Below are 20860 nucleotides of genomic sequence, written 5' to 3' on the forward strand. Positions count from 1 at the left end.
GCCTCATACCGGAGTCCAGGCGAAAGCCTCGCGCGCGCTTTCCAGCGGCACCAGGCTGGGCTGCATCGCAGGCATCGCATGCTCGGCGATGGCCTCGACGGTCCAGCCTTCCGAGCGATGCACGCTGCGCACGGGCCGCGGCTGGCTGAACAGCATGATTTCGTTCTTGCGCACGCCGAAGATCTGCCCGCTCACGCCGGCGGCCAGATCCGACAGCAGGTACACCACCATGGGGGCGATCTTGTCGGCGGTCATCTGCTTGAAGCGTTCCAGCCGGCGCTTCTGCTCTTCGGTTTCGTCGGGCAGGGTGCCGATGAGGCGGCTCCAGGCCCAAGGCGACACGCAGTTCGAGCGCACGTTGCAGCGCTCCATTTCCAGCGCGATGGAGCGCGAGATCCCGACAATGCCCAGCTTCGCCGCCGAGTAGTTGGCCTGGCCGATGTTGCCCACCAGGCCGGCGGCCGAGGTCATGTGCACGTAGGCGCCGGACTGCTGCTCGCGGAACATCGCGGCGGCGGCGCGGCTGACGTTGTAGGCGCCTTGCAGATGCACGTCGATGACCTGCTGCCAGTCCACGCTGCTCATCTTGTGGAACATCCGGTCGCGCAGGATGCCGGCGTTGTTGACCACGCCGTCCAGCCGTCCGAAGCTGTCGACGGCGGCCTGCACCATGCGCGCCGCCGCGTCCGGGTCGGATACGCTGTCGCCATTGGCGACGGCGCGCCCGCCCGCCTGGCGGATTTCCGCGACCACCTCGGACGCCGGATCCAGCGTGCCCAGGCCTTCGCCGTTCGGACTGCCGCCCAGATCGTTGACCACCACGGCCGCGCCCTCGCGCGCCGCCAGCAGGGCGATTTCGCGGCCGACGCCGCGGCCGGCGCCGGTGACCAGCACGACTTTCCCTTCAAGAACTCCAGCCATTTCGTCTCCTTGGCAGGTTGATCCGTACACCCCGGAATCGGGATGGGCCAACTGTAGGCATGGCGGGCGGGCGAGGTAAGCACGCGCAGCGGATGGCAGGTATGCAGGATCGGCAACGCTCAGGCCGATTCGTCGTGATCCGGTCCGTGCTGCGCGGCAGCAAGAATGCTCCCGGACCGGCTTCGGGTTGATCCCGATCCGACATGGATGAACAAGCCCGGCGGCGCGCGCTTGCCGCAACGCAGCAGCCATGACAAGGCGCCGCGCCAGGCCGCGCGGGCGCGATCCGCCCTGATATGATCAAAAAAAATTCAATGCAGGCTGTCCCGTCCTGGCAGGAGACAGAAAGTGAAACTGGTGGCCCGCGCAGCCGATGAGCTGAAGATCGAGAACGTGTCCGCTTTCGTCGCGACGGCGGAGTCAGGCAGTTTTTCGCAGGCGGCGGTGCTGCGGGGATGCTCGCAGTCCATGCTGAGCCGGCGGGTATTGGAACTGGAGGAACAGCTGGGCGGGCGCCTGTTCAACCGCACTGGCCGCGGCGTGCTGCTGACCGAGTTGGGCGTGGCGCTGCTGCCCGTGGCGCAGGGCTTGCTGGATGGCGCCACCGGCTTCCTGGAGCTGGCGTCCTCCACCAATGAGCAGCCGTCCGGCACGGTGGAGATTGCCTTGCCGCGCTGGGCCGCCGAAGGCCCGGTGTCGATGCTGGTGAACCGCATAACGTCCCAGTTTCCCAGGATCCATCTGGTCATACACGAAAGCTACAGCCGCGACGTGATGGACAGGCTGGCGGCCGGCAAACTCGATATCGGCGTTTTCAACAGCTGCCAGGCCGAGCCGCCCGCCCAGGCGCAGCGCCTGTTCTCATCCGACCTGGTGCTGCTGGGCCGGCGCGATTCGCCGCTGTTGCGCGACCCCACCGTGCCGCTGGCCGCGTTGAACGGCCTGTCCATCGTGATGCCGCCTTCGCCCAATCCCGTGGAGGCCGTGGTGCGTGAACGCACCCGCGACATGCAGCTGGAGCTGCGCGCGGAACTGGAGATCAACTCCGGCGCCATGATCCGCGAAGTCGTGCGCCGCTGCGGCCGCCATGCCATCACCCAGGTGCATCGCATCGAGGACTACCTGGACGAGGGCGATCTGGCGATTTCCCGCATCGTCGAACCGGCGCTTACGCTGCATACCTTCTGCGCGACCGGCGCCAAGCACCGCATCAACCGGGCCAGTCTTGCGGTCGAGCGTTGCCTGGTCGCCGTGCTGGGAGAGCACTTCGTCCGATTGCAGCAGGCCGCGCAGATGCGCGAGGCGCGCTGGGCCAAGGCCTGGCAGACAGCTGTTCAGACCGTGCATAGCTGATCGTCGGTTCCCGCATGGCACGCCGGAGTTCTTGTCGCTATCGTGACAGGCCACAAGAACCCGAGGAGACGAAACCATGTACGTTGCCAGAACCGCGTGGCGCGCTGCCGTGCTCGCCTGCATCGCACTGCTTGCTTCGATGCCGGCCGCAGGAGCCGAAGCCGATACCTATCCTTCACGTCCCATACGTTTCATCGTGCCCATCGGACCCGGCAGCAGCGGCGATACGATGACGCGCACCTTCGCCGAGCACCTGCGCAAAGTGGCAGGCCAGTCCACGCTGGTCGAGAACCGGCCCGGCGCCGAACTTTCGCTAGGCACGCAGGTGGCGCTGAGCGCGCCCGCCGACGGCTACACCGTGGTGTTGATCAGCCCCAGCGCGACGGTGATCAACCCCTTGTTGGTAAAGGACTTGCCTTACCGCCCCGAGGATCTGCTGCCGATGCTCAACGTGACCCGCCACGTGGCCGTGCTGGTCGCCTCCGTGAGTTCGCCCTACAAGAACCTGGGCGATGTCGTCGCGGCAGCCCGCCGCGACAAGGGCGGCGTCAGCCTGGCCACCTACGGCAACAGCTATCGTCTGGGCGCGCTCGACCTGGCCAAGCGCGCGGGCGTGGATTTCAACCATGTCCCGTACAAGGGCGCCGCGCAAGCGGTGGCGGACGTGGTGGGGGGATCGGTGGACCTGGCGTTGATAGACATCGCCGGCGCCGCGCCCCTGGTCGCCTCGGGGAAAATCCGGGCGCTGGCCGTGGCGGGAGACCGGCGTCATCCGCTGCTGCCCGACGTGGCGACGGTGCAGGAATCCGGCTATCCCGGCTACTCCCTATACATTTTTATAGGTTTCGCCATTCACGCCAAGACGCCCCCCGCGGTAGCCGGCAAGCTTGAAGACATGATGCGGCAGGTCATGGATGATCCGGCGCTGCGGGCGCAACTGGCCCAGCAGAGCGGCGGCGAGGTGGTGGGGATAGGGAGCAAGGAATTCTCCCGGGAAATACAGGCCGAGAAGGTACGGTACGGAGAACTGGCGCGCATGGTCGGCGGCGCGTTGCCGTGAGTCTGGGCCGGCTTGGCCGTGATCCCCTGCCAATATTCTGGATGTATCGGCTGACCCAAATATAGTATTTCCGACGCTTGCAGTTCTTACCTAGGATGTCCAGCAAGGCATTCTGGAATGGGAGCTGTCATGTTCGAAGGTGGTACTTGCAGGGTATCCGGGCCGCGCGGGATGCGCGTGCGGGCAGGGCGTTCGGGGAGCTGGGCATGAGCGGCCCGTTGGAAGGCGTGCGCATCCTCGATGTCACCACGGTGCTGATGGGCCCCTACGCCACGCAGATACTGGGAGACCTGGGCGCCGACGTGATCAAGGTCGAACCTCCGGCCGGCGACAACGTGCGTGGCATCGGGCCGGCGCGCCACCCGGGCATGGGCGGAATCTTTCTGCACGCCAACCGCAGCAAGCGCAGCGTCGTGCTGGACTTGAAGCGGCCCGCGGGCCGCGAAGCGCTGCTGAAGCTGGCGGCGACCTGCGACGTCCTGATCTACAACGTGCGGCCGCAGGCCATGGCGCGGCTGGGGTTGTCTTACCAGGAGCTGGCGCAGGCCAATCCGGCGATCCTGTACGTGGGCGTCTACGGCTACGACCAGCGCGGTCCCTATGCGGCGCGCGCCGCCTACGACGACCTGATCCAGGGCGCGGTGGGTATCCCGGCGCTGTCGGTCCAGGCTGGCGGCGACACGCCGCGGTACGCGCCCAGCGCCATCGCCGACCGCATCGTGGGCATCAGCGCGGCCAACGCGGTCAGCGCCGGCCTGTACCACCGGGCCCGGACAGGGCAGGGCCAGGCCATCGACGTGCCCATGTTCGAGACCATGGCGCAGCTGATTCTGGGCGACCACATGGCGGGCCAGTCCTTCGAGCCGCCCCTGGGGCCTCCCGGATATCCGCGCATCCTGAACGCGGACCGGCGCCCCTATGCCACGCTGAACGGGTACATCTGCGTGCTGATCTACGCGGACAAGCAATGGGCGGCATTCTTTGAACTGATCGGCCAGCCTGGCCGCGAGTCCGCCGACCCCAGATTCCGGGACATAGGCACCCGCACCCAGCATATCCATGCGATCTATCGCCTGGTGTCGGACGAGATCGCCAAGCGCACGACCGAGGACTGGCTGGCGGCGTTCGAGCAGGCCGATATTCCGGCCATGCCCATGCACACCGTGGAGTCGCTGCTGCGCGATCCGCAACTGGAGGCTGTCGGATTCTTCAACACGGTCGAGCATCCCAGCGAGGGCAAGCTGCGCACCATGGCGGTGCCGTCGCGCTGGTCCGGCACGCCGCCCGACCCGTCGCGCCCGGCGCCGCGGCTGGGCGAGCACAGCGTCGAAGTGCTGAAAGAGGCCGGCTACCAGGATGAAGCCATTGTCGCGCTGCTGCGGGATGGCGTGACTTTGATGGCGGCCGAGCTTGCCGCCGCGACCGGAGCCGGCCATGACTGATTTCCTGAAACGCGAGCGCCACGGCGCCGTGCTGGTCCTGACCATGAACCGCGCGGCAACGCGCAATGCGCTGTCCGATCCCGATGCGATCAACGCGCTGGTCGATGCCTGCGCCGAGATCAACGCGGACATGTCGGTGCGCGCCGTGGTGCTTACCGGCGCGCATGGCGTGTTCTCTTCCGGGGGCAATCTCAAGACCTTGTCCGCGGCGGTTGGCGCCGGCCTGGGCGAGCCGGTGCGCAGCCGGCAGGCCTACCGCGACGGCATCCAGCGCGTGCCGCTGGCCCTATGCAATCTGGAAGTGCCGACGATCGCCGCGGTCAATGGGCCGGCGATCGGCGCGGGCTGCGACCTGGCGTGCATGTGCGACATGCGTCTGGCCGCCGAGGAGGCGCGCTTCGCCGAGAGCTTCATCAAGCTGGGCCTGACGCCGGGAGACGGCGGCGCCTGGCTGCTGCCGCGGGTGGTCGGCATGTCGCGCGCCTGCGAGCTGGCGTTCACCGGCCGCAGCGTGGATGCCGCGCAGGCGCTCGACATGGGGCTGGTCTCGCAGGTGCTCAGCCAGGAGGCGCTGCTGCCGGCCGCGATGGCCTTGGCACGGGAGATCGCCCAGCATTCCGGCCATGCGCTGCGCCTGACCAAGCGCTTGTTGCGTGAAGGCCAGCACACCCGGCTGGATACCCTGCTGGAATTATCGGCCGGCTTCCAGGCGTTGGCGCATCACACGCAGGAGCACGCCAGTGCCCTGGACGCATATCTGGACAAGACGCGCGGCTGAGGCGTTTCGGCCTTGACCACGGCAGCCTCGCCGACGCGCAACCGACAACGAGGCGACATAAGGAGGAGATCCATGCAGACAAGGAGAAGAACGCTGGTGGCCGCTTTGGGCGCGCTGGCCGGCTTGTCGCTGGCGCGCGCCAGCGCGAGTCCGGCGGCGTGGCCGGCGCAGCCCTTGCGGCTGATCCTGCCCTACGCGGCAGGCGGCCCGACCGATGTGCTGGCCCGGGCCGTGGCGCAGCACGTGGCACGCCAGCTGGGCCAGCCCGTGATCGTCGAGAACAAGACCGGAGCCAGCGGCAACATCGCCGGTGAAACCGTGGCGCGCGCGCGGCCCGACGGATACACCCTGCTGTACCACTCGTCGGGCCTGGCGATCAGCCCCGCGCTTTACCGGCAGCTGCCCTATGACCCGTTGCGCGATTTCGCGCCGGTGGGGCTGACGGCCTCGATCCCGCTGGTGCTCATGACGACCAATGCCTTGCCGCCCAGGGACACCAAGGAATTCATCGCCTACCTCAAGGCGCGTCCCGATGCGCTCAGCTACGGGACCGGCGGCGTCGGTAACATCACGCATTTGAGTGTGGCGCTGTTCCTGCATGCCACCGGCACGCGCGCCGTGGGCATTCCGTACAAGGGCACCAATCCGGCCATGGTGGCGATGCTGGGCGGCCAGGTGCAGTTCATGGTGGACGCGATAAGCTCGGCGCTGCCCTACATCCGCGACGGCAGGGTCAGGGCGCTGGCCGTGACCGGCGCCGAGCGGTCGCCCGCGTTGCCGCAGGTGCCGACGCTGCGCGAAGCCGGTTTGCAAGACCTTACGATGAGCACCTGGCAGGGTGTGCTGGCGCCTGCGGCCACACCGCAGCCGGTGATCCAGCGTCTGAACCAGGCGGTGGCTGCGGCGGTGCGTGATCCGGCCATCGCCGGACCGTTTACGGCGCAGGGGGTAGACCTGCGCAGCTCCTCGCCGGCCGAGTTCGAGGCATACCTCGGACAGGAGGTCCGGCGTTGGGGCGATGCGGTAAGAATGGCGGGCATACAGCCTGAGTGAATACGGCAAACGCCATGGCCGCCTGGCCATGGCCATGAATGGAACTGCCTTGCGGAGACAAGCATGAATATCAGGATCCTGGCCATGACGGCGATGCTGGGCGCGGCGCTGGCGTTGGGCGGCAACGTCCGCGCCGCGGAAAAATATCCCTCGCATCCGGTGAAGATCATCGTATCGTTGCCGCCCGGCAGCGGCGCCGACACGACGGCGCGATTTCTGTCCAAGCATCTGGCCGAGCAGTTCGGGCAGCCTTTCATCGTCGAGAACCGGCCGGGCGCCAACAGCTTCATCGCCGCCCAGGCCGTGGCGACCGCCGCACCGGACGGCTACACCCTGTTCGTGGCCAGCAACTCGCCCATGACGACCAACGCCGCCGTCTTCAAGCATCTGCCGTATGACGCGATCAAGGATTTCTCCCCGGTCGCGCCCATCGCGCGCTTTCCCATGGTGCTGGTGGTGCCGGCCAACTCACCCTACCGCAACGTGGCGGAGCTGGTGGCGGCTGCCAGGGAAGCGCCTGGCAAGCTGAACTTCGCGAGCGGAACCGCGACCTATCAGGTGGTGTTGGAGCTGTTCCACGAGCAGAACGGGATCAAGGCCACGCATGTGCCGTACAAGGGCACGTCGGCCGCCCTGGCGGATCTGGCGGGCGGCGTGGTGCAGTACAGCCTGGCTGACGTCAGCGCGGCGCTGCCGCTGATCCGCGGCGGCAAGCTGAGGCCGCTGGCCGTGACCAGCGCGAAGCGCATCAAGGATCTGCCGGACGTGCCGACGATGCAGGAGAGCGGCAACAAGGGCTACGAAGCCTATGCCTGGACGGCCGCATTTTTTCCCGCGAAGGTCGATCCCGCCATTGTGGCGCGGGTGTCGGATGCGGTGCAGGCATTGGTGCGCAGCGAGGAGGGCCGGGCGTTCATGGCGAATCTTGGCGGCGAGTCGTTTGTCGGCGGTCCCGAGACGCTGGCGGCGTTTCAGAAGGACGAACTCGAGTCCATGCGGCGCATCGCCAAGCTGGCCAACATCCAGCAGGAGTAGGCGCGTACAGGCCCTGTCATGCGGAGGCGGCTGGCGCAGGTTCCGGCCGCATCAGGCGGCAGGCCATCTCGACGAAATTGGCGGTGGTCGGGGTGGCGTTGTCCGGGTGCACCGCCAGGGCGATGCCTACCTTGATGGTTTCGGCCAGCTGCGAAACATTCACCAGGCGCACATTGCTGCCCGCCTGCCGCCGGGCCACCGCCGGCACGATGGCCACGCCTAGCCCGCTTTCGACCAGGCTCAGTATGGTCTGCACCTGGATCGCTTCCTGCGCAATGCGCGGCACCACGCCCGCCTGCTGGAAGGCATACATGACCAGCGCGTGCATGCCTGGAACATGCGTGCGCGAATAGCCGATGAACGGTTCTTCCGCGAGATCGCTCAACGCGACATCCTCGCTCTGCGCATGGCGGCTGCCGGCTGGCACTGCCAGCATCAGATGATCCGGTTGCAGCAAGGTGATGCGAGCGGCCGTGGGTTCGAGCACCGGGAACCGCACCAGCGCCACGTCCAGCGTGTGCGCGTCCAGGCGGCGCAGCAGATCGACGGTGGTGGATTCTTCGATGATCAGGTCGACGCGCGGGTAATCCTTGCGGAACTCCGACAGCAGCCGTGGCATCAGCGAGTAGGTGGACGAGCCGACAAAGCCCACCTTCAGGACGCCTTGTTCGCCGCTGGCGCCTTCCCTCGCCGCACGGCGGATCTCTTCGGCATAGAACAGGGTGGTGCGCGCATACCGCAGCACGACCTGGCCGGCGGGCGTGGGCTGCAGGCCGGCCGGCAACCTATCGAAAAGCTGCACTCCGAGCTCTTGTTCCAGCTTCTTGATCGCGGTCGACAAGGGCGGCTGAGCCATGTGCAGCCGCTCGGCGGCGCGATGAAAGTTGAGCGTCTCGGACAGGACCAACAGCTGCTTGAGCTGGCGTAGCTCCACGGGTGTCTCCCTTGATGCGCCGGGCTCGCGATATTTGTGATGTATTACCCGGTCCACATCTAATATTAGACCGTGATGTGACCCCCGTGTAGATTGCCATGAAGCCCGCGCGCACCATTACGGGCTGGGTTTGCACGGCACTTTCGCAAATTGGAATGCGCGCGGCGGCGCCGTGGCGCCGCGCGTTCCGGGGATCACATTGGGCGCTATCAACGAGGCACTGCGGCTTGCCGCGATTCCTGCGCAGGATGAGGCATTGCGTCCATCCGTGCGCGCCTTTCTGCGCGAGGCGCTGAAGGACATGCCGGCGGACCTTCGCGCGCGGTCCTGGATGGGCTATGACGCGGAGTTCAGCCGCGCGCTGGCGCGGCAGGGATGGCTGGGTCTGACCTTGCCCGCCGCCTATGGCGGCGCGGGACGCAGCAATTTCGCCCGCTTCGTGTTGAGCGAGGAACTGCTCGCGGCGGGTGCGCCGGTGTCGGCGCATTGGATCGCCGATCGCCAGACCGCGCCGCTGATCCTGCGTTACGGCTCGCAAGCGCAGCGCGATTTCTACCTGCCGCGCATCATCCGCGGCGAAGCCTTCTTCGCCATCGGCATGAGCGAGCCCGACACCGGCTCCGATCTCGCCAGCGTGCGCACGCGCGCCACGCCCGACGCCGAAGGCTGGCTACTCAACGGCCGCAAGATCTGGACCACCAACGCCCATCGCTCGCATTACATGTGCGCACTGGTACGCACTTCGGGCGTGCCGGAAGACCGGCATAAAGGGTTGTCGCAGATGATCTTCGACCTGTCCTTGCCCGGCATCGAAATCCGTCCGATCCGAGACATCGCCGGAGACGCGCATTTCTGTGAAGTCCTGTTCGACAACGTCCGCCTGCCGCGCGACGCGCTGGTGGGCGAAGAGGGCAGCGGCTGGCGGCAGGTCACGGCCGAGCTGGCGCTGGAACGCAGCGGACCGGAGCGGATCTATTCCAGCATGGTGCTGATGGACGGCTGGCTCGCGCATCTGCGCCGGGCGTCCCCGCCGGATGAGGCGCAGATCCGCTTGGCGGGGCGCCTGGCCGGACGGCTGGCGGTACTGCGGGCCATGTCGCTGGCGGTGACGCAGCGCCTGAACGAAGGGGCAGACGCCAGTCTTGCAGCCGTGCTGGTGAAGGACCTGGGCACGGAGTTCGAACAGGCCGTGCCCGAATGGATAGGCCAGGCCTTGCGCGCGGACGCCGGCCCGGCGCCTGACGAGACGCTTGCCCGCACACTGGCTTACCTGACGCTCATCAATCCGACCTTTTCGCTGCGCGGCGGCACCCGCCATATCCTGCGCGGCATCATCGCGCGCGAGCTCGGCCTGCGCTAAGGCCCATCGAACCCTGAAGGAGGGCCCATGCCGGCATCCATGCAGCAAGACCTGTACGAAGAATTTGCGCGCGCCTTGGCGGGCTTGTGCGCGCTGGAGCGGGTCCGCGAGATCGAGGCGGCCGGCGACGGCGCCCAGGCAAGCGGTCTTGCCGCGCGCACATGGCAGGACATCGATGCGCTCGGCTATGTGGACGCGTTGACGCCCGCGGAACTGGGCGGCGCCGGGTTGTCGCTGGAGGACGCCGAGGGTTTGCTGCGGGCGGCCGGCGCCCTGGCGCTGCCGTACCCGCTGGCCGACACCATGCTCGCGCGCGCCTTGTTGCGCACCAGCGGCCAGACCGTGCCCGAGGGGCCGATCGCTCTGGCCCGGGCGTTGCCGGGGCCGCGCGGCCTGCGCTGCGTCCAGACGCCTGGAGCCGGACTGGCGCGCACCCTGCTGGTGCAGCGCGACGGCTGCCTGTTGCTGGTGACGGCGCCCGCCGCATCGGACCCCGGCTTGTTCCGGCCGCGCGCCAGCGCCGCGCCCGCATGGACGGACTCACCGGCGGTCCTTGGCCGCATCGCCTTGCCGGACGCGGCCGTGCAGGCCTGGCGCAACGCCGCCGACGCCGCAGGAATCGCCGGCGCAATGCAGGCGGTGCTCGACCGCTGCATCACTTTTGTTGGCGAGCGTCAGCAATTCGGCAAGGCGCTGGGGCGGTTCCAGGCGATCCAGCAGGAGATCAGCATGCTTGCGGAGCAGGTGGCATCCACCGCCATGGCGGCGCGGCTGGCTTGCGCCAGCGGCTCCATGTTTCCCGACGCCACGCTTGCGGCCTGCGCGCGGCTGCGGGCATGCGAAGCCATCCCCATGGTGTGCGCCCTGGCGCACGCGATACACGGGGCGATCGGGATCACCGAAGAGCTGGCCCTGGGCATCTACACCACGCGGCTGCATGAATGGCGCGCCACCGGCACGAGCGAAGACGAATGCGCCAGCCTGATCGGCAGGCAACTGCTGGCCGGCGACAGCGCGACCTTGCTGGACTTCGTGCGCGGTGTCATGGCGGTCGTGCCGTCGGACAGCGTTGCCGGCTCGGCGTGCGTTGCCGCGTAGCGCACGGCGGACCCACGGCTGCGCATTCTTCGAACCCCTATGCAATCGAGGTATTCACTCATGTCCACGCGTTCAGATCCCGTCGTCATCGTCGGCGCGCAGCGCACGCCCATAGGCGCTTTCCAGGGGGCCTTGTCCCACTACACCGCGCCTCAGCTTGGCGCTCATGCGCTGGCTGCCGCAATGCGTCAGGCGGGCTTGTCGTCCGATGCAGCCCAGGAGGCATTGATGGGCTGCTGCCTGTTCGCCGGCCTGGGGCAGGCGCCCGCGCGCCAGGCCGTGCTGGGCGCGGGGCTGTCAACCACGGTGCAGGCGACCACGCTCAGCAAGATGTGCGGCTCGGGCATGAAAGCCGTGACTTTGGCGCATGACATCCTGTGCGCCGGATCGGCGGACCTGGTGCTGGCCGGCGGGATGGAATCGATGAGCAACGCGCCGCATCTGATACCCCGGGCGCGCCAGGGATATCGGCTGGGCGACGGGCAGTTGCTGGACCATATGTACCGCGATGGCCTGCAGGACGCCTACGAAGGCCATCTGATGGGACACTACGCCGATCTGGCCGCGCGCGAGCATGGTTTCAGCCGCGCCCAACAGGACGTCTATGCGGAGCAGAGCGTATTGCGGGCTCAGGGCAACATCGCCTCGGGGGCATTCGCGGCCGAGATTGCACCCATCGCGGCGCGGGTCCGTCGCGGCGTAGCGCCAGGCGCGCTCGTTGCCGACGACGAGACGCCAGGCCTGTGCGATGCCACGCGGCTGGCCAGTCTGAAACCGGTGTTCTCCACGGACGGCACGGTCACGGCCGGCAACGCATCCTCGATCTCGGATGGCGCGGCCGCGCTGGCGCTGACGCGGCATGGCCAGGCGGCGGCGCTGGGACTTAAGCCGCGCGCACGCATCGTCGGGCATGCCGCCGCGGCCCTGGCGCCGGGGCAGTTCCCGGTCGCGCCAGTGCACGCCATCGCGCGCCTGCTCGACCGGGTGGGCTGGAGCCGCGACTCGGTGGACCTGTACGAAATCAACGAAGCCTTCGCAGTGGTCGCCCTCATCGCGCTGCGCGACCTGGGCCTGCCCGCCGAGCGGGTCAACGTCGAAGGGGGCGCCTGCGCGCTGGGGCATCCGGTGGGCGCCACCGGCGCGCGCATCATCGTTACGCTGCTGCATTCGCTCGAGCGGCGCGGCCTGCGCCGTGGGGTGGCCAGCCTGTGCCTGGGCGGAGGCGAAGCCACGGCCATCGCCATCGAATTGCTTTGATCCGGCGGCGCATGCGCCGCCATGACATGGGGAGACGAACACATGGGACCTCTGGCTGGAATCAGGATCATCGAACTGGCCGGCATCGGCCCGGGACCGATGGCGGCCATGCTGCTGGCCGACATGGGCGCGACCGTCCTGCGGATCGAACGCAAGGAGCCCGCCGACCTGGGGGTCAAGCGCGAGCTTAAGTACAACCTGCTGCTGCGCAGCCGGCGCTCCATCGCGCTGGATCTGAAGGATCCGCGCGCCGTGGCTCTGGTGCTGCGGCTGCTGCGCAAGGCCGACGGGCTGATCGAAGGATTCCGTCCCGGCGTGACCGAGCGGCTGGGCCTGGGACCGCAAGCCTGCCTGGCGGAGAACCCCAGGCTAGTCTATGGCCGCATCACCGGCTGGGGCCAGGACGGCCCGCTGGCGCAGGTGGCCGGACATGACATCAACTACATCGCCGTCACCGGCGTGCTGGACGCCATCGGCCGCGCAGGCCAGCCGCCCACGCCGCCGCTCGCGCTGGTGGGCGATTTCGGCGGCGGCGGCCCCTATCTCGCTCTGGGCATGCTGGCCGCCATCATCGAAGCGCGCCAGTCCGGGCTGGGCCAGGTGGTGGATGCCGCCGTGATGGACGGCGTGGCCTCGATGGCAACGGCGTTTTTCGGGCTGGCCGCGTCGGGTGCATGGCAGCCCCAGCGGGGCAGCAACATCCTCGATTCGGGCGCGCCGTTCTACGACGTGTACGCATGCGCGGACGGCCTATGGCTTTCGGTCGGTCCGATAGAACGCCGCTTCCACGAGCTGCTGCTGCGGCAGCTGGGCCTGGACGACAATGCCATCCGCGAACTGGGGGACCACCAGGACAGGACCACCTGGCCCCGCCTGCGGACGCTGCTGGCCGGGGTTTTCGCCCAGCGCCGCCGGGATGAATGGTGCGAAAGGTTGGCGCACCTGGACGTATGCGTGGCGCCCGTGCAGACGCTGAGGGACGCCGCCACGCATCCGCAGGTCCAGGCGCGCGGCACGCTGCTGGACGTGGACGGCATCACGCAGCCCGCGCCGGCGCCGCGTTTCAGCAGGACGCCCAACGCCAGGCCGACGGCGCCAACGCCGCCGGATGCCGAGGCCTTGAGGGATTGGCTGGATCCGCAGGACTTCGAGGCATACGGTAAAGCGCTTTGACGATTCTTGAGCCGTTGCCGGATCAGATGGATTTCGGTGGCGGTGCGCAGGACTCGCGCAAAATGAACTCGGTCGGGATCTCTATGCGGGGCGAGACGTCAGGGCTCTGCTTCTTCATGCGATGCAGCAGCAATTGCGCCGCCTTCTGGCCCAGATCGTAGGCGTCGTAGCGGATGACGTCGATGGGCGGGGTCGCCAGCTCGGCCAGCGAACTGTCATTCGAGGCGATCAAGGAAAGATCGCGAGGAATCTGCAGGCCCTTGATGCGGATCGCGCGCAGCACGCCATCCAACAGGTGCATGCCGGCCGCGACGATAGCCGTCGGCCGGTTCTTCATGTCCAGGAGCAATTGGGTTTCCCGGAACCCATATTCGGATGCAAAGCTATCGAGCCGCAACAGCGATGGGTCCAGTGGCGTGCCAGCCTGTTCATGCGCCTGGACAAAGCCTGCCAGGCGGTCTCGCCCCACCTTGTTGGTACGGCCGCCGCTGATCAAGGCGATGCGGCGGTGGCCCAGGCTGAGCAGATACCGGGTGGCATGGTGGGTTCCTTCTTTGTGGGCGGCGCCAACACTGCCCATGGCCGCATCCATTTCGCGCTCCAGCATGATGACCGGATAGGGGCTGGCTTCGATGCATCGGCGCACCTCGGCATTGCCTTCTTCCTCGACGGTAAAGAGCAGTCCATCAGCCCGGCGCCGCTTGAACAGATTGATCAAGGCGACTTCCCTATCCGAACGTCCATCGCTGCTTGCGATCATCAGCATGTAGCCATGCTCGCTCAAGACGTCTTCAGCGCCCTTCACCATGGCGGCATACAAAGGATTGCGGATGTCGGAAAAGATGAATCCCACCACGTGCGAGGAGACGCCGCGCATGGCCTGCGCCGCCACGCTGGGGGTCCACCCCAGTTCGGCGATGGCGCTCTCGACCCGCGCCCGGATGGCCTTGGAAACAGTGGGCGCGCCATTCACGACACGAGAAACCGTGCCTATGGCGACGCCCGCGGCTCGCGCGACATCATGTACGGTGACGTGGGAACTGGTGGGATCGCGTTCGGTCGAAATGGGTTTGCTGGGCATTACGGCTGAAACGCAACAGGAAGAGGGATGCGCCGGGGCTCGGGAGGAATGGTCGTGCCGAGACCGGCAAGCCCGGCCATTATACAAATTCCTCTCCCCGGAACTGGCCGCAGGAGAGCATTCAATAGGCCTGCGAGAACAGCGCGCGGAAGTCCGCCGCCGTCGTGGCCCTGGGGTTCCAGCGGTTGTAGTTGGCGGTGGCGCAGAGTTCAGCCATTTCGTCGAAGCGGTCGTCGGTGACGCCCGCGTCCCGCAGGCGGGACGGGATGCCCAGATCTGCGCACAGGTTCTTGATGGCTGCCACGGCGGCCTGCGCGGCGTCGATCGTGTTCATCGCCTGGACCGGTCGGCCCATTGCCTGCGCGACGCGCGCGAATTTCTCCGGGCACGCCAGCAGATTGAACTGCGCCACCGCCGGCAGGCAGAGCGCGTTGGAGAGTCCGTGCGAAAGATGGAAGAAGGCGCCCACGAAGCGGGCCATGCAATGCACGTTGCCCAATCCGGTCTGTCCGAAGGTGATGCCGGCCATGGCCGATCCGCACAGCATGTTCTGCGCGGCCAGCGTATTGTTCCTGTTGGCGACGAAAGGGCGGATGTTCGCGGAGATCAGTTCGAGGGCCTGGATGTTGATCGCGTCCGTGACCAGGTTGGATTGGACGGAGATGTACGATTCGAAAGCATGCACGAACGCATCCAGGCCGGAGTGGGCCGCGACGCTCGCCGGCAGCGTCGTCAAGGCATGCGGATCCAGGATGGCGTACATGGCGGGATTCAGCGCGGCATGCCGGATCGACATCTTCAAGTTCTTCTCCGTATCCGTGATCACGCACGATCCCGATACTTCAGAACCGGTTCCGGCCGTGGTGGGAACGGCGATCAGCGGCAAGGGCGGAATGCTGAATCGTTCGATGCCCTCGTAATCATGGATGCGGCCGCCGTTGGTCGAGAGAATGCCGACCGCCTTGGCTACGTCGATGGTGCTTCCCCCTCCCAGCGCCAGAAGCATGTTGGCATCGAGTTTCTGGCATAGGGCGTGCGCGCGTTCGACCGTATGGGCGCTGGGGTCGGGTTCGATGTCGGAGTAGGCCTCATACTGCACCCCGGCGCCGTCCAGCAGCTGGCGCACGTCGGTGTAGAAGGGAGTTTGCAGCACGGCGCCGTCTACCGCGATGAACAGCCGGCGGCAGTCGTGCCTGGCTATCAGCTCGCCGATCTTGCGTATGGATCCCGCGCCCATGAAGAGCCGCGTGGGACAATAAAAAGTGGATGATTGGAGCGTCATGAGATTCCTTTGTGGCAGTCCGGTAGACTTGCCGCGAGAGTGATAGCCATCAAGGGTTGAATACGACCAGGCGCTCTTCGGTCATCTCCCTGATTGCATACGCGGGCCCTTCCTTGCCGAAGCCGCTGTCCTTGACACCCCCAAAAGGCATGACATCGGATCGCGCGCTGGACGCTTCGTTTATCTGCACGGTCCCGAATCGCAATCTGCTGGCAGCGCGCAAGGCGGTGTCGACATCCTGGGTAAATACGCCTGCGGCAAGCCCATATGGCGTGTCATTGGCTCCGGCGTATGCCTGCTCCATGGAATCGAACGGATGGACCGCGATCACCGGGGCAAAAGCCTCCGCGCACCAGATCTTCTGGTCCGCGGAGGCTTCGGTCAGGACCGTGGGCTCCAGCACGGAGCGCTCCCGCCGTCCGCCGTGGCGTATGCGCGCGCCGCAAGCAGCGGCTTCTTCGATCCAGGTTTGAGCGCGTTTGGCGGCCGCCTCGGATATCAGCGGACCGATCCGGGTGTCGGGCAGACGGGGATCCCCGGCGGGCAAGGTGGCGGCGAAAGCCGCCAGCCGTTCGACCACCTCGTCGAAATTGGATCGATGCGCATAGAGCCGCTGCACTGAAGTGCATACCTGGCCTGCCTTGCGGAATCCGGCGTTGGCGATCTTGGGTATTGCCCGGTCGAGATCGGCGTCCGCGCACACTATCGTGCTGGCGATGCTGCCGAGTTCCATTTGCGTGCGCCGCAGGCCGGCGGCCTGCTGGATGATGCGTCCGACCCGGGTGCTGCCGGTAAAGGTGTAGAACGCAATGTCTTGCTCCTCCAGCAGCCATGAGCCGACCGAGTCGCCATCGCCATGGACGATGCCGAGGAACCCCGCGGGCATCCCGGCTTCGAGCAGGATCTCGCCCAATAAAGCCGCCGTCAGCGGTGTGTAGGCGGACGGCTTCAGCACCACGGCGTTCCCGGCGGCATAGGCGGGCGCGACTTTATGCAGGACGGTGTTCAACGGAGAGTTGAACGGCGTGATGGCGCAGACCACGCCCACCGGAAATCTCTGCGTCCAGCCGAGGCGCCGGTGTGCACCGGGGCTGGCCGCGAAAGGCACCATTTCGCCGACGATGCGCACGGCTTCCTCGGCAGATAGGTTCAGCGTGATGATGGCGCGGTCCACCTCCATGGCGGCATCGGCGATGGTAAATCCCGTGTCGGCCAGCACCAGTTCCTCGAATCGGCGCCGATGCTTCTGCAGCAGGTCCGCCGCGCCGCGGAGCACGCTTGCGCGCTCATGGGGGGATTGGGCCGCGGATTCCATGGCTTTCCTTGCCGTGGCCACGGCCAATGCCACGTGCTCGCGGCTCGCCTCGGCGACGTCGGCGATCTTGCGCCCCGTGAATTTGTCGCGGACTTCGAATGTCCGCTCGCTATTGCGCCATTTTCCGCCGATCAGGGAGCCGGTGGCAGGCATGTCATGACTAGAAATCAATGGTTCTTCCATCATCCGATCCGTTTCGCGTCTGCAAGAAGACGCTGCAAGTAGTGGGTGCGCGCGTCAGTCCAGCGAGATGCCGGCTTTGTCGACGATGCTTCGCCAGAGCCGCTTCTGTTCCTGGATGTGCGTGTCGATCTGTTGCTGGCTCATGGATTTGAACGGGACCGCGCCCCAGGTATCGGTCGCCTCGCGCAAGAAATCGGGATCCGCCAGCACGGTGTCTATGGCGCCGTGGATTGTTTGCAGGACCGGCGCGGGGGTGTTCCTGTTTATCGCCACGCCGTACCAAAGGCCAGCTTCGAAATCGGGATAGCCCGCATCCCGAATCGGCGGCACTCCGGCGTACAGCGGCTGGCGCTGCGCCGATCCCAGGCCCAGAGCCTTGATCTTGCCTGCCTTGATCTGCGGCAGAGGAGGGGCCGGGGCGTCGAAGATCAGCTGCACGTCATTGCGCAGCACGCCGACCATCGCCGCGGCGTTGCCGGTGTAGGGCACATGCACCAGATCGATGCCCAGGGTCTGCTTGAGAAACTCACCGGCCAGGTGGGTCGAGGTTCCGATCCCCGCCGAGCTGTAGCGCAGTTCGCCCGGATGCGACTTGCCATACGCCGCCAGCTCGCTGATCGAGTTGATGGGCGTCTGCGTGTTCGTCAGCAGGTTGAGCGGAACATCGACCAGCAGCGCAATGGTCGTCAGATCATCCACTTTGTACGGCAGGTTCTTTTGGAGCACTGGGTTGTACACCGCAACGGAGGCGCTGCTGAACAGCATCGTGTAGCCGTCGGCGGGTGCGGAGGCGACGGCATTGAAGCCGATGGCCGTGGAGCCGCCGGGCTTGTTCTCGACCACCACGGGCTGGCCTATCGCCCGGCCGAACTTTTCGGCGAACTTCCTGGCTATCTGGTCCGCTGAAGCGCCTGGGCCATAGGGGACGATCAGCCGGATCGGGTGGTCGGGGTAGGGCGATTGCGCGCGGACGCCGGGCGCCGCGAGCAAGGCCGCGCCCGCGGCCAGGGCGCCAATACCGCGGATCCCGAGAACTACGGTTCTTCTCTTCATTGTTTGTCTCCTGTTGGTGGTGTGTTGTTCTGGCTAGGTGTGGCGGCGCGCCCAGGCGGCATAGCCGTGGCTGAGCACCATCTGCCCGCGTTCGGGCACGGTCGCGCGAAAGCGTGTCGACCCGTCGGGCTCGTCCCAGCAATCCACCTGCAGCGTCTCTCCGGGATAGACGGGCGCCGAGAAGCGCGCGTTGAATTCGCTCAACCGCCGGTCATGTCCGTAGATCCGCAGCAGGCCCCTGGCAGCCATGCCGTAGGTGCACAGGCCGTGCAGTATCGGGCGGGGATAACCCGCCAGCCGGGCGACTTCGGGATCGGCGTGCAAGGGATTGATGTCGCCGTTCAGTCTGTAGAGCAGGGCCGATCGTGCCGAGACAGTCAACTGGCAAGTCCGTTCGGCGGGGCGTTCCGGGAGGGGGGCAAGCGCGGGCGGGCTGGCGTCTCCGGTTCCGAATCCGCCATCGGCGCGGCAGAAGCTGGTTTGGCTCGCCACGGCCAGCAACTCGTCCGTCCCGGCGTCGTGGAGGCGTCGTTCCGTAATGACCAAGACGCCGCGCCCGGGACCCTTGTCCACGACGTGCGTGACCCGGTGGCGCGCATGCACGGCTCCCGCCGCGGGAAGGTCCTTGAGGATGCTCAGCCGCTGCTCCCCGTGCACTGTCTTTACCCAATCCACTCCTGTGCGCTCGTCGCGCAGCCAGAAACCCGGATATCCGATGATCACGGCGAGAGTCGGAAACGAGCGCAGGTCCTTCTCATATACATACCGGAGCTGCGCCGGATCCGTCGGCTCCTCGCCAAGGCCGAGGCTCAAGGCGTAAAGCATGGCATCCTTCTCGGTGTACTCATGCCGGGAGTCTTCGAACTTCCAGCCCTTCAGCGTTGAATAGACAATGGCCATGATCACCTCACTCGACGCGGCGGAATACCGGCAGGCCGTCGGCCAGAGCTGGACCTCCGAACGTGGCGCGTACTCTCTGGCCGATGCGGACGCCATCAAGGTCATGGGTCTGGATGTTCGTCATCATCGTGACTCCTTCGTCCAGCTGCACATACGCGATTACGTAGGGCGTGGCCGCGCGGCGCATGATGCTGAAGGCGTAGATTTCCCCCAGCCCCGGCGACTCGCGCCACGCCGTAGCGGGGTTGAAGCAATGCGGGCAAATATGGCGCGGATACCAATGAGACCGCTCGCATGCGTTGCACCATCTGAGCAACAGGCGTCCTTCGGATCCGGCCGCCAGGAATTCCGGCAACAGTGGATTGCCATGGCTGGCCAAGCTGTCGGTGGTCGTCGTCATACGCGCTCCATGATCAGCGTTGCGCTGCCGTGGCGGGAGCCCAAGGAGCCGCCCGTGCCGTGGGCCAGCGCGAGATTGCAGTCGGGAACCTGAACCGCCGGATGCGCCTCCCCGCGCAATTGCCGGACGGCTTCGATCACCTTGGTTATGCCGCCACGATTGGCGGGATGGTTGTTGCACAAGCCGCCTCCGTCCGTGTTGACGGGTAGCCTTCCGACACCTGCGATCAGTTTCCCGTCAGCCACGAAACGGCCGCCTTGTCCTTTTTCGCAGAAGCCGAGGTCCTCCAGCTGCATCAGCACGGTGATGGTGAAGCTGTCGTAGATCGAGGCGTACTTGATGTCTCGCGGGGTTACGCCTGCTTCTTCGAAAGCTTGCGCGCCAGACCACCTGGCGCCGCTGAACGTCAGGTCCACCAGGCCGCCGCCTTGCCCCTTGATCGCTTCGCCAGCGCCCAGGATGCGGATCCTTGGGCGCCTGAGCTGGATGGCGATCTCCGGTCGGGCGACGATCAGTGCGCCGCCGCCATCGCTGATGACGCAACAATCCATGCGGTGCAGCGGGTCGGCGACCATGGGGGAGTTCAGCACGTCCTCCACCGTGACCACGTCGCGTAGCATGGCATTGGGGTTGTGGCTGGCGTGGTGCGATGCGGCGACCTTGATCCAGGCCAATTGTTCCGAGGTCGTTCCGTACTCGTGCATGTGCCGCATGGCGCACATGGCGTACATGTTGACGGTGGACGGACCATAAGGGAATTCCCAATGGATGTCCGGCAAGGCGGGGACGCCGGCGCGCGGCGCCGTGCCGGTTGCCATGCCTTCGCTTCTGGGGCGGCCGGCCAGGGTGATGAGGGCGACATTGCACTTGCCGGCGGCGATAGCCTGAGCGGCATGGCTGACGTGGGCCAGGTAAGAGGATCCGCCCACGTCGGTCGAATCGAAATGCCGCAGCTTCAGCCCCATGTAGTCGACCATTGAAAGCGGCCCCATGCCGGGGGCGTCCCCGGCACAGAAGTATCCGTCCACGTCCTGCACGCCGAGGCCCGCGTCGCGCAGGGCGCCCAGGGCGCATTCGGCGTGCAGCAGGGCTGTCGGCTTGTCAGGCGCCTTGCGTAGCGGGTGTTCATAGGCGCCTACGATGTAGGCGCGTCCATTGATGGTCATGGCTGTGTTTCCCAGA

Annotated in this window: 19 protein-coding genes; 10 read left to right on the plus strand and 9 right to left on the minus strand. The window is 66.6% G+C overall.

Annotated features, from left to right (window positions below; genetic code table 11):
- Positions 1-3: 3 nt before the first annotated feature.
- Positions 4-921, minus strand: coding sequence for an SDR family NAD(P)-dependent oxidoreductase (locus tag FOC84_RS22055; RefSeq protein WP_173146309.1), 918 nt, complete (start codon positions 919-921; stop codon positions 4-6).
- 348 nt (positions 922-1269) lie between these two features.
- On the opposite strand from FOC84_RS22055, the gene FOC84_RS22060 reads away from it, so the two are divergent.
- The 6 genes from FOC84_RS22060 (at position 1270) to FOC84_RS22085 (ending at position 7642) form a co-directional block, all read left to right on the plus strand.
- A complete protein-coding gene (locus FOC84_RS22060) occupies positions 1270-2274 on the plus strand; it encodes a LysR family transcriptional regulator (protein ID WP_173146310.1) in 1005 nt (334 codons plus the stop codon).
- A gap of 76 nt (positions 2275-2350) precedes the next feature.
- Positions 2351-3334 (plus strand): Bug family tripartite tricarboxylate transporter substrate binding protein, encoded by a 984-nt coding sequence (locus FOC84_RS22065; protein WP_173146311.1) that lies wholly within the window; start codon positions 2351-2353, stop codon positions 3332-3334.
- 206 nt (positions 3335-3540) lie between these two features.
- Positions 3541-4776 carry a CaiB/BaiF CoA transferase family protein gene (locus FOC84_RS22070; RefSeq protein ID WP_173146312.1) on the plus strand — a complete coding sequence of 412 codons (1236 nt, stop codon included), beginning with the start codon at positions 3541-3543 and terminating at the stop codon, positions 4774-4776.
- On the plus strand, positions 4769-5554 hold the full coding sequence (locus FOC84_RS22075; protein WP_173146313.1) for a crotonase/enoyl-CoA hydratase family protein: 786 nt from the start codon (positions 4769-4771) through the stop codon (positions 5552-5554). Before FOC84_RS22070 ends, FOC84_RS22075 begins: the two co-directional genes overlap by 8 nt.
- Positions 5555-5626: 72 nt before the next feature.
- Positions 5627-6607, plus strand: a complete 981-nt coding sequence (locus tag FOC84_RS22080; protein ID WP_173146314.1) for a Bug family tripartite tricarboxylate transporter substrate binding protein — start codon at positions 5627-5629, stop codon at positions 6605-6607.
- A 63-nt stretch (positions 6608-6670) separates the two neighbouring features.
- Positions 6671-7642 carry a Bug family tripartite tricarboxylate transporter substrate binding protein gene (locus FOC84_RS22085; RefSeq protein WP_173146315.1) on the plus strand — a complete coding sequence of 324 codons (972 nt, stop codon included), beginning with the start codon at positions 6671-6673 and terminating at the stop codon, positions 7640-7642.
- A 16-nt stretch (positions 7643-7658) separates the two neighbouring features.
- Here the strand turns inward: FOC84_RS22085 and FOC84_RS22090 are convergent, their stop codons facing one another.
- Positions 7659-8576: a LysR family transcriptional regulator gene (locus FOC84_RS22090; protein WP_173146316.1), complete on the minus strand. Its 918-nt coding sequence runs from the start codon at positions 8574-8576 to the stop codon at positions 7659-7661.
- A 199-nt stretch (positions 8577-8775) separates the two neighbouring features.
- On the opposite strand from FOC84_RS22090, the gene FOC84_RS22095 reads away from it, so the two are divergent.
- From FOC84_RS22095 to FOC84_RS22110, 4 genes are read left to right on the plus strand one after another with little or no spacing between them, the layout of a single operon-like run.
- Entirely contained in the window at positions 8776-9936 is a 1161-nt protein-coding gene (locus tag FOC84_RS22095) for an acyl-CoA dehydrogenase family protein (protein ID WP_173146317.1), read from the plus strand.
- A 27-nt stretch (positions 9937-9963) separates the two neighbouring features.
- Complete coding sequence (locus FOC84_RS22100; protein ID WP_173146318.1) at positions 9964-11034, plus strand: acyl-CoA dehydrogenase family protein; 1071 nt, start codon at positions 9964-9966, stop codon at positions 11032-11034.
- A 60-nt stretch (positions 11035-11094) separates the two neighbouring features.
- Complete coding sequence (locus FOC84_RS22105; protein ID WP_173146319.1) at positions 11095-12291, plus strand: thiolase family protein; 1197 nt, start codon at positions 11095-11097, stop codon at positions 12289-12291.
- Between the two features lie 42 nt (positions 12292-12333).
- Positions 12334-13464 carry a CaiB/BaiF CoA transferase family protein gene (locus FOC84_RS22110; protein WP_302053164.1) on the plus strand — a complete coding sequence of 377 codons (1131 nt, stop codon included), beginning with the start codon at positions 12334-12336 and terminating at the stop codon, positions 13462-13464.
- A gap of 22 nt (positions 13465-13486) precedes the next feature.
- Here FOC84_RS22110 and FOC84_RS22115 read toward each other — a convergent pair whose 3' ends face one another.
- The 7 genes from FOC84_RS22115 to FOC84_RS22145 all read right to left on the minus strand — a co-directional run bounded on the left by FOC84_RS22115 (position 13487) and on the right by FOC84_RS22145 (position 20844).
- Positions 13487-14545, minus strand: a complete 1059-nt coding sequence (locus FOC84_RS22115) for a LacI family DNA-binding transcriptional regulator (RefSeq protein WP_173146321.1) — start codon at positions 14543-14545, stop codon at positions 13487-13489.
- Between the two features lie 121 nt (positions 14546-14666).
- A complete protein-coding gene (locus FOC84_RS22120; RefSeq protein WP_254241738.1) occupies positions 14667-15827 on the minus strand; it encodes an iron-containing alcohol dehydrogenase in 1161 nt (386 codons plus the stop codon).
- Between the two features lie 49 nt (positions 15828-15876).
- Positions 15877-17328 carry an aldehyde dehydrogenase family protein gene (locus tag FOC84_RS22125; protein ID WP_254241739.1) on the minus strand — a complete coding sequence of 484 codons (1452 nt, stop codon included), beginning with the start codon at positions 17326-17328 and terminating at the stop codon, positions 15877-15879.
- 51 nt (positions 17329-17379) lie between these two features.
- A complete protein-coding gene (locus FOC84_RS22130; RefSeq protein ID WP_173146322.1) occupies positions 17380-18378 on the minus strand; it encodes a Bug family tripartite tricarboxylate transporter substrate binding protein in 999 nt (332 codons plus the stop codon).
- Positions 18379-18411: 33 nt separating this feature from the next.
- Positions 18412-19278 (minus strand): MaoC/PaaZ C-terminal domain-containing protein, encoded by an 867-nt coding sequence (locus tag FOC84_RS22135; protein WP_173146323.1) that lies wholly within the window; start codon positions 19276-19278, stop codon positions 18412-18414.
- A 7-nt stretch (positions 19279-19285) separates the two neighbouring features.
- On the minus strand, positions 19286-19678 hold the full coding sequence (locus FOC84_RS22140) for a Zn-ribbon domain-containing OB-fold protein (protein ID WP_173146324.1): 393 nt from the start codon (positions 19676-19678) through the stop codon (positions 19286-19288).
- Positions 19675-20844 (minus strand): thiolase domain-containing protein, encoded by a 1170-nt coding sequence (locus FOC84_RS22145; RefSeq protein ID WP_173146325.1) that lies wholly within the window; start codon positions 20842-20844, stop codon positions 19675-19677. The genes FOC84_RS22140 and FOC84_RS22145 overlap by 4 nt, the downstream gene beginning before the upstream one ends.
- Between the last annotated feature and the right edge of the window lie 16 nt (positions 20845-20860).

Source organism: Achromobacter pestifer (genome assembly GCF_013267355.1).
GTDB lineage: Bacteria > Pseudomonadota > Gammaproteobacteria > Burkholderiales > Burkholderiaceae_B > Achromobacter > Achromobacter pestifer_A.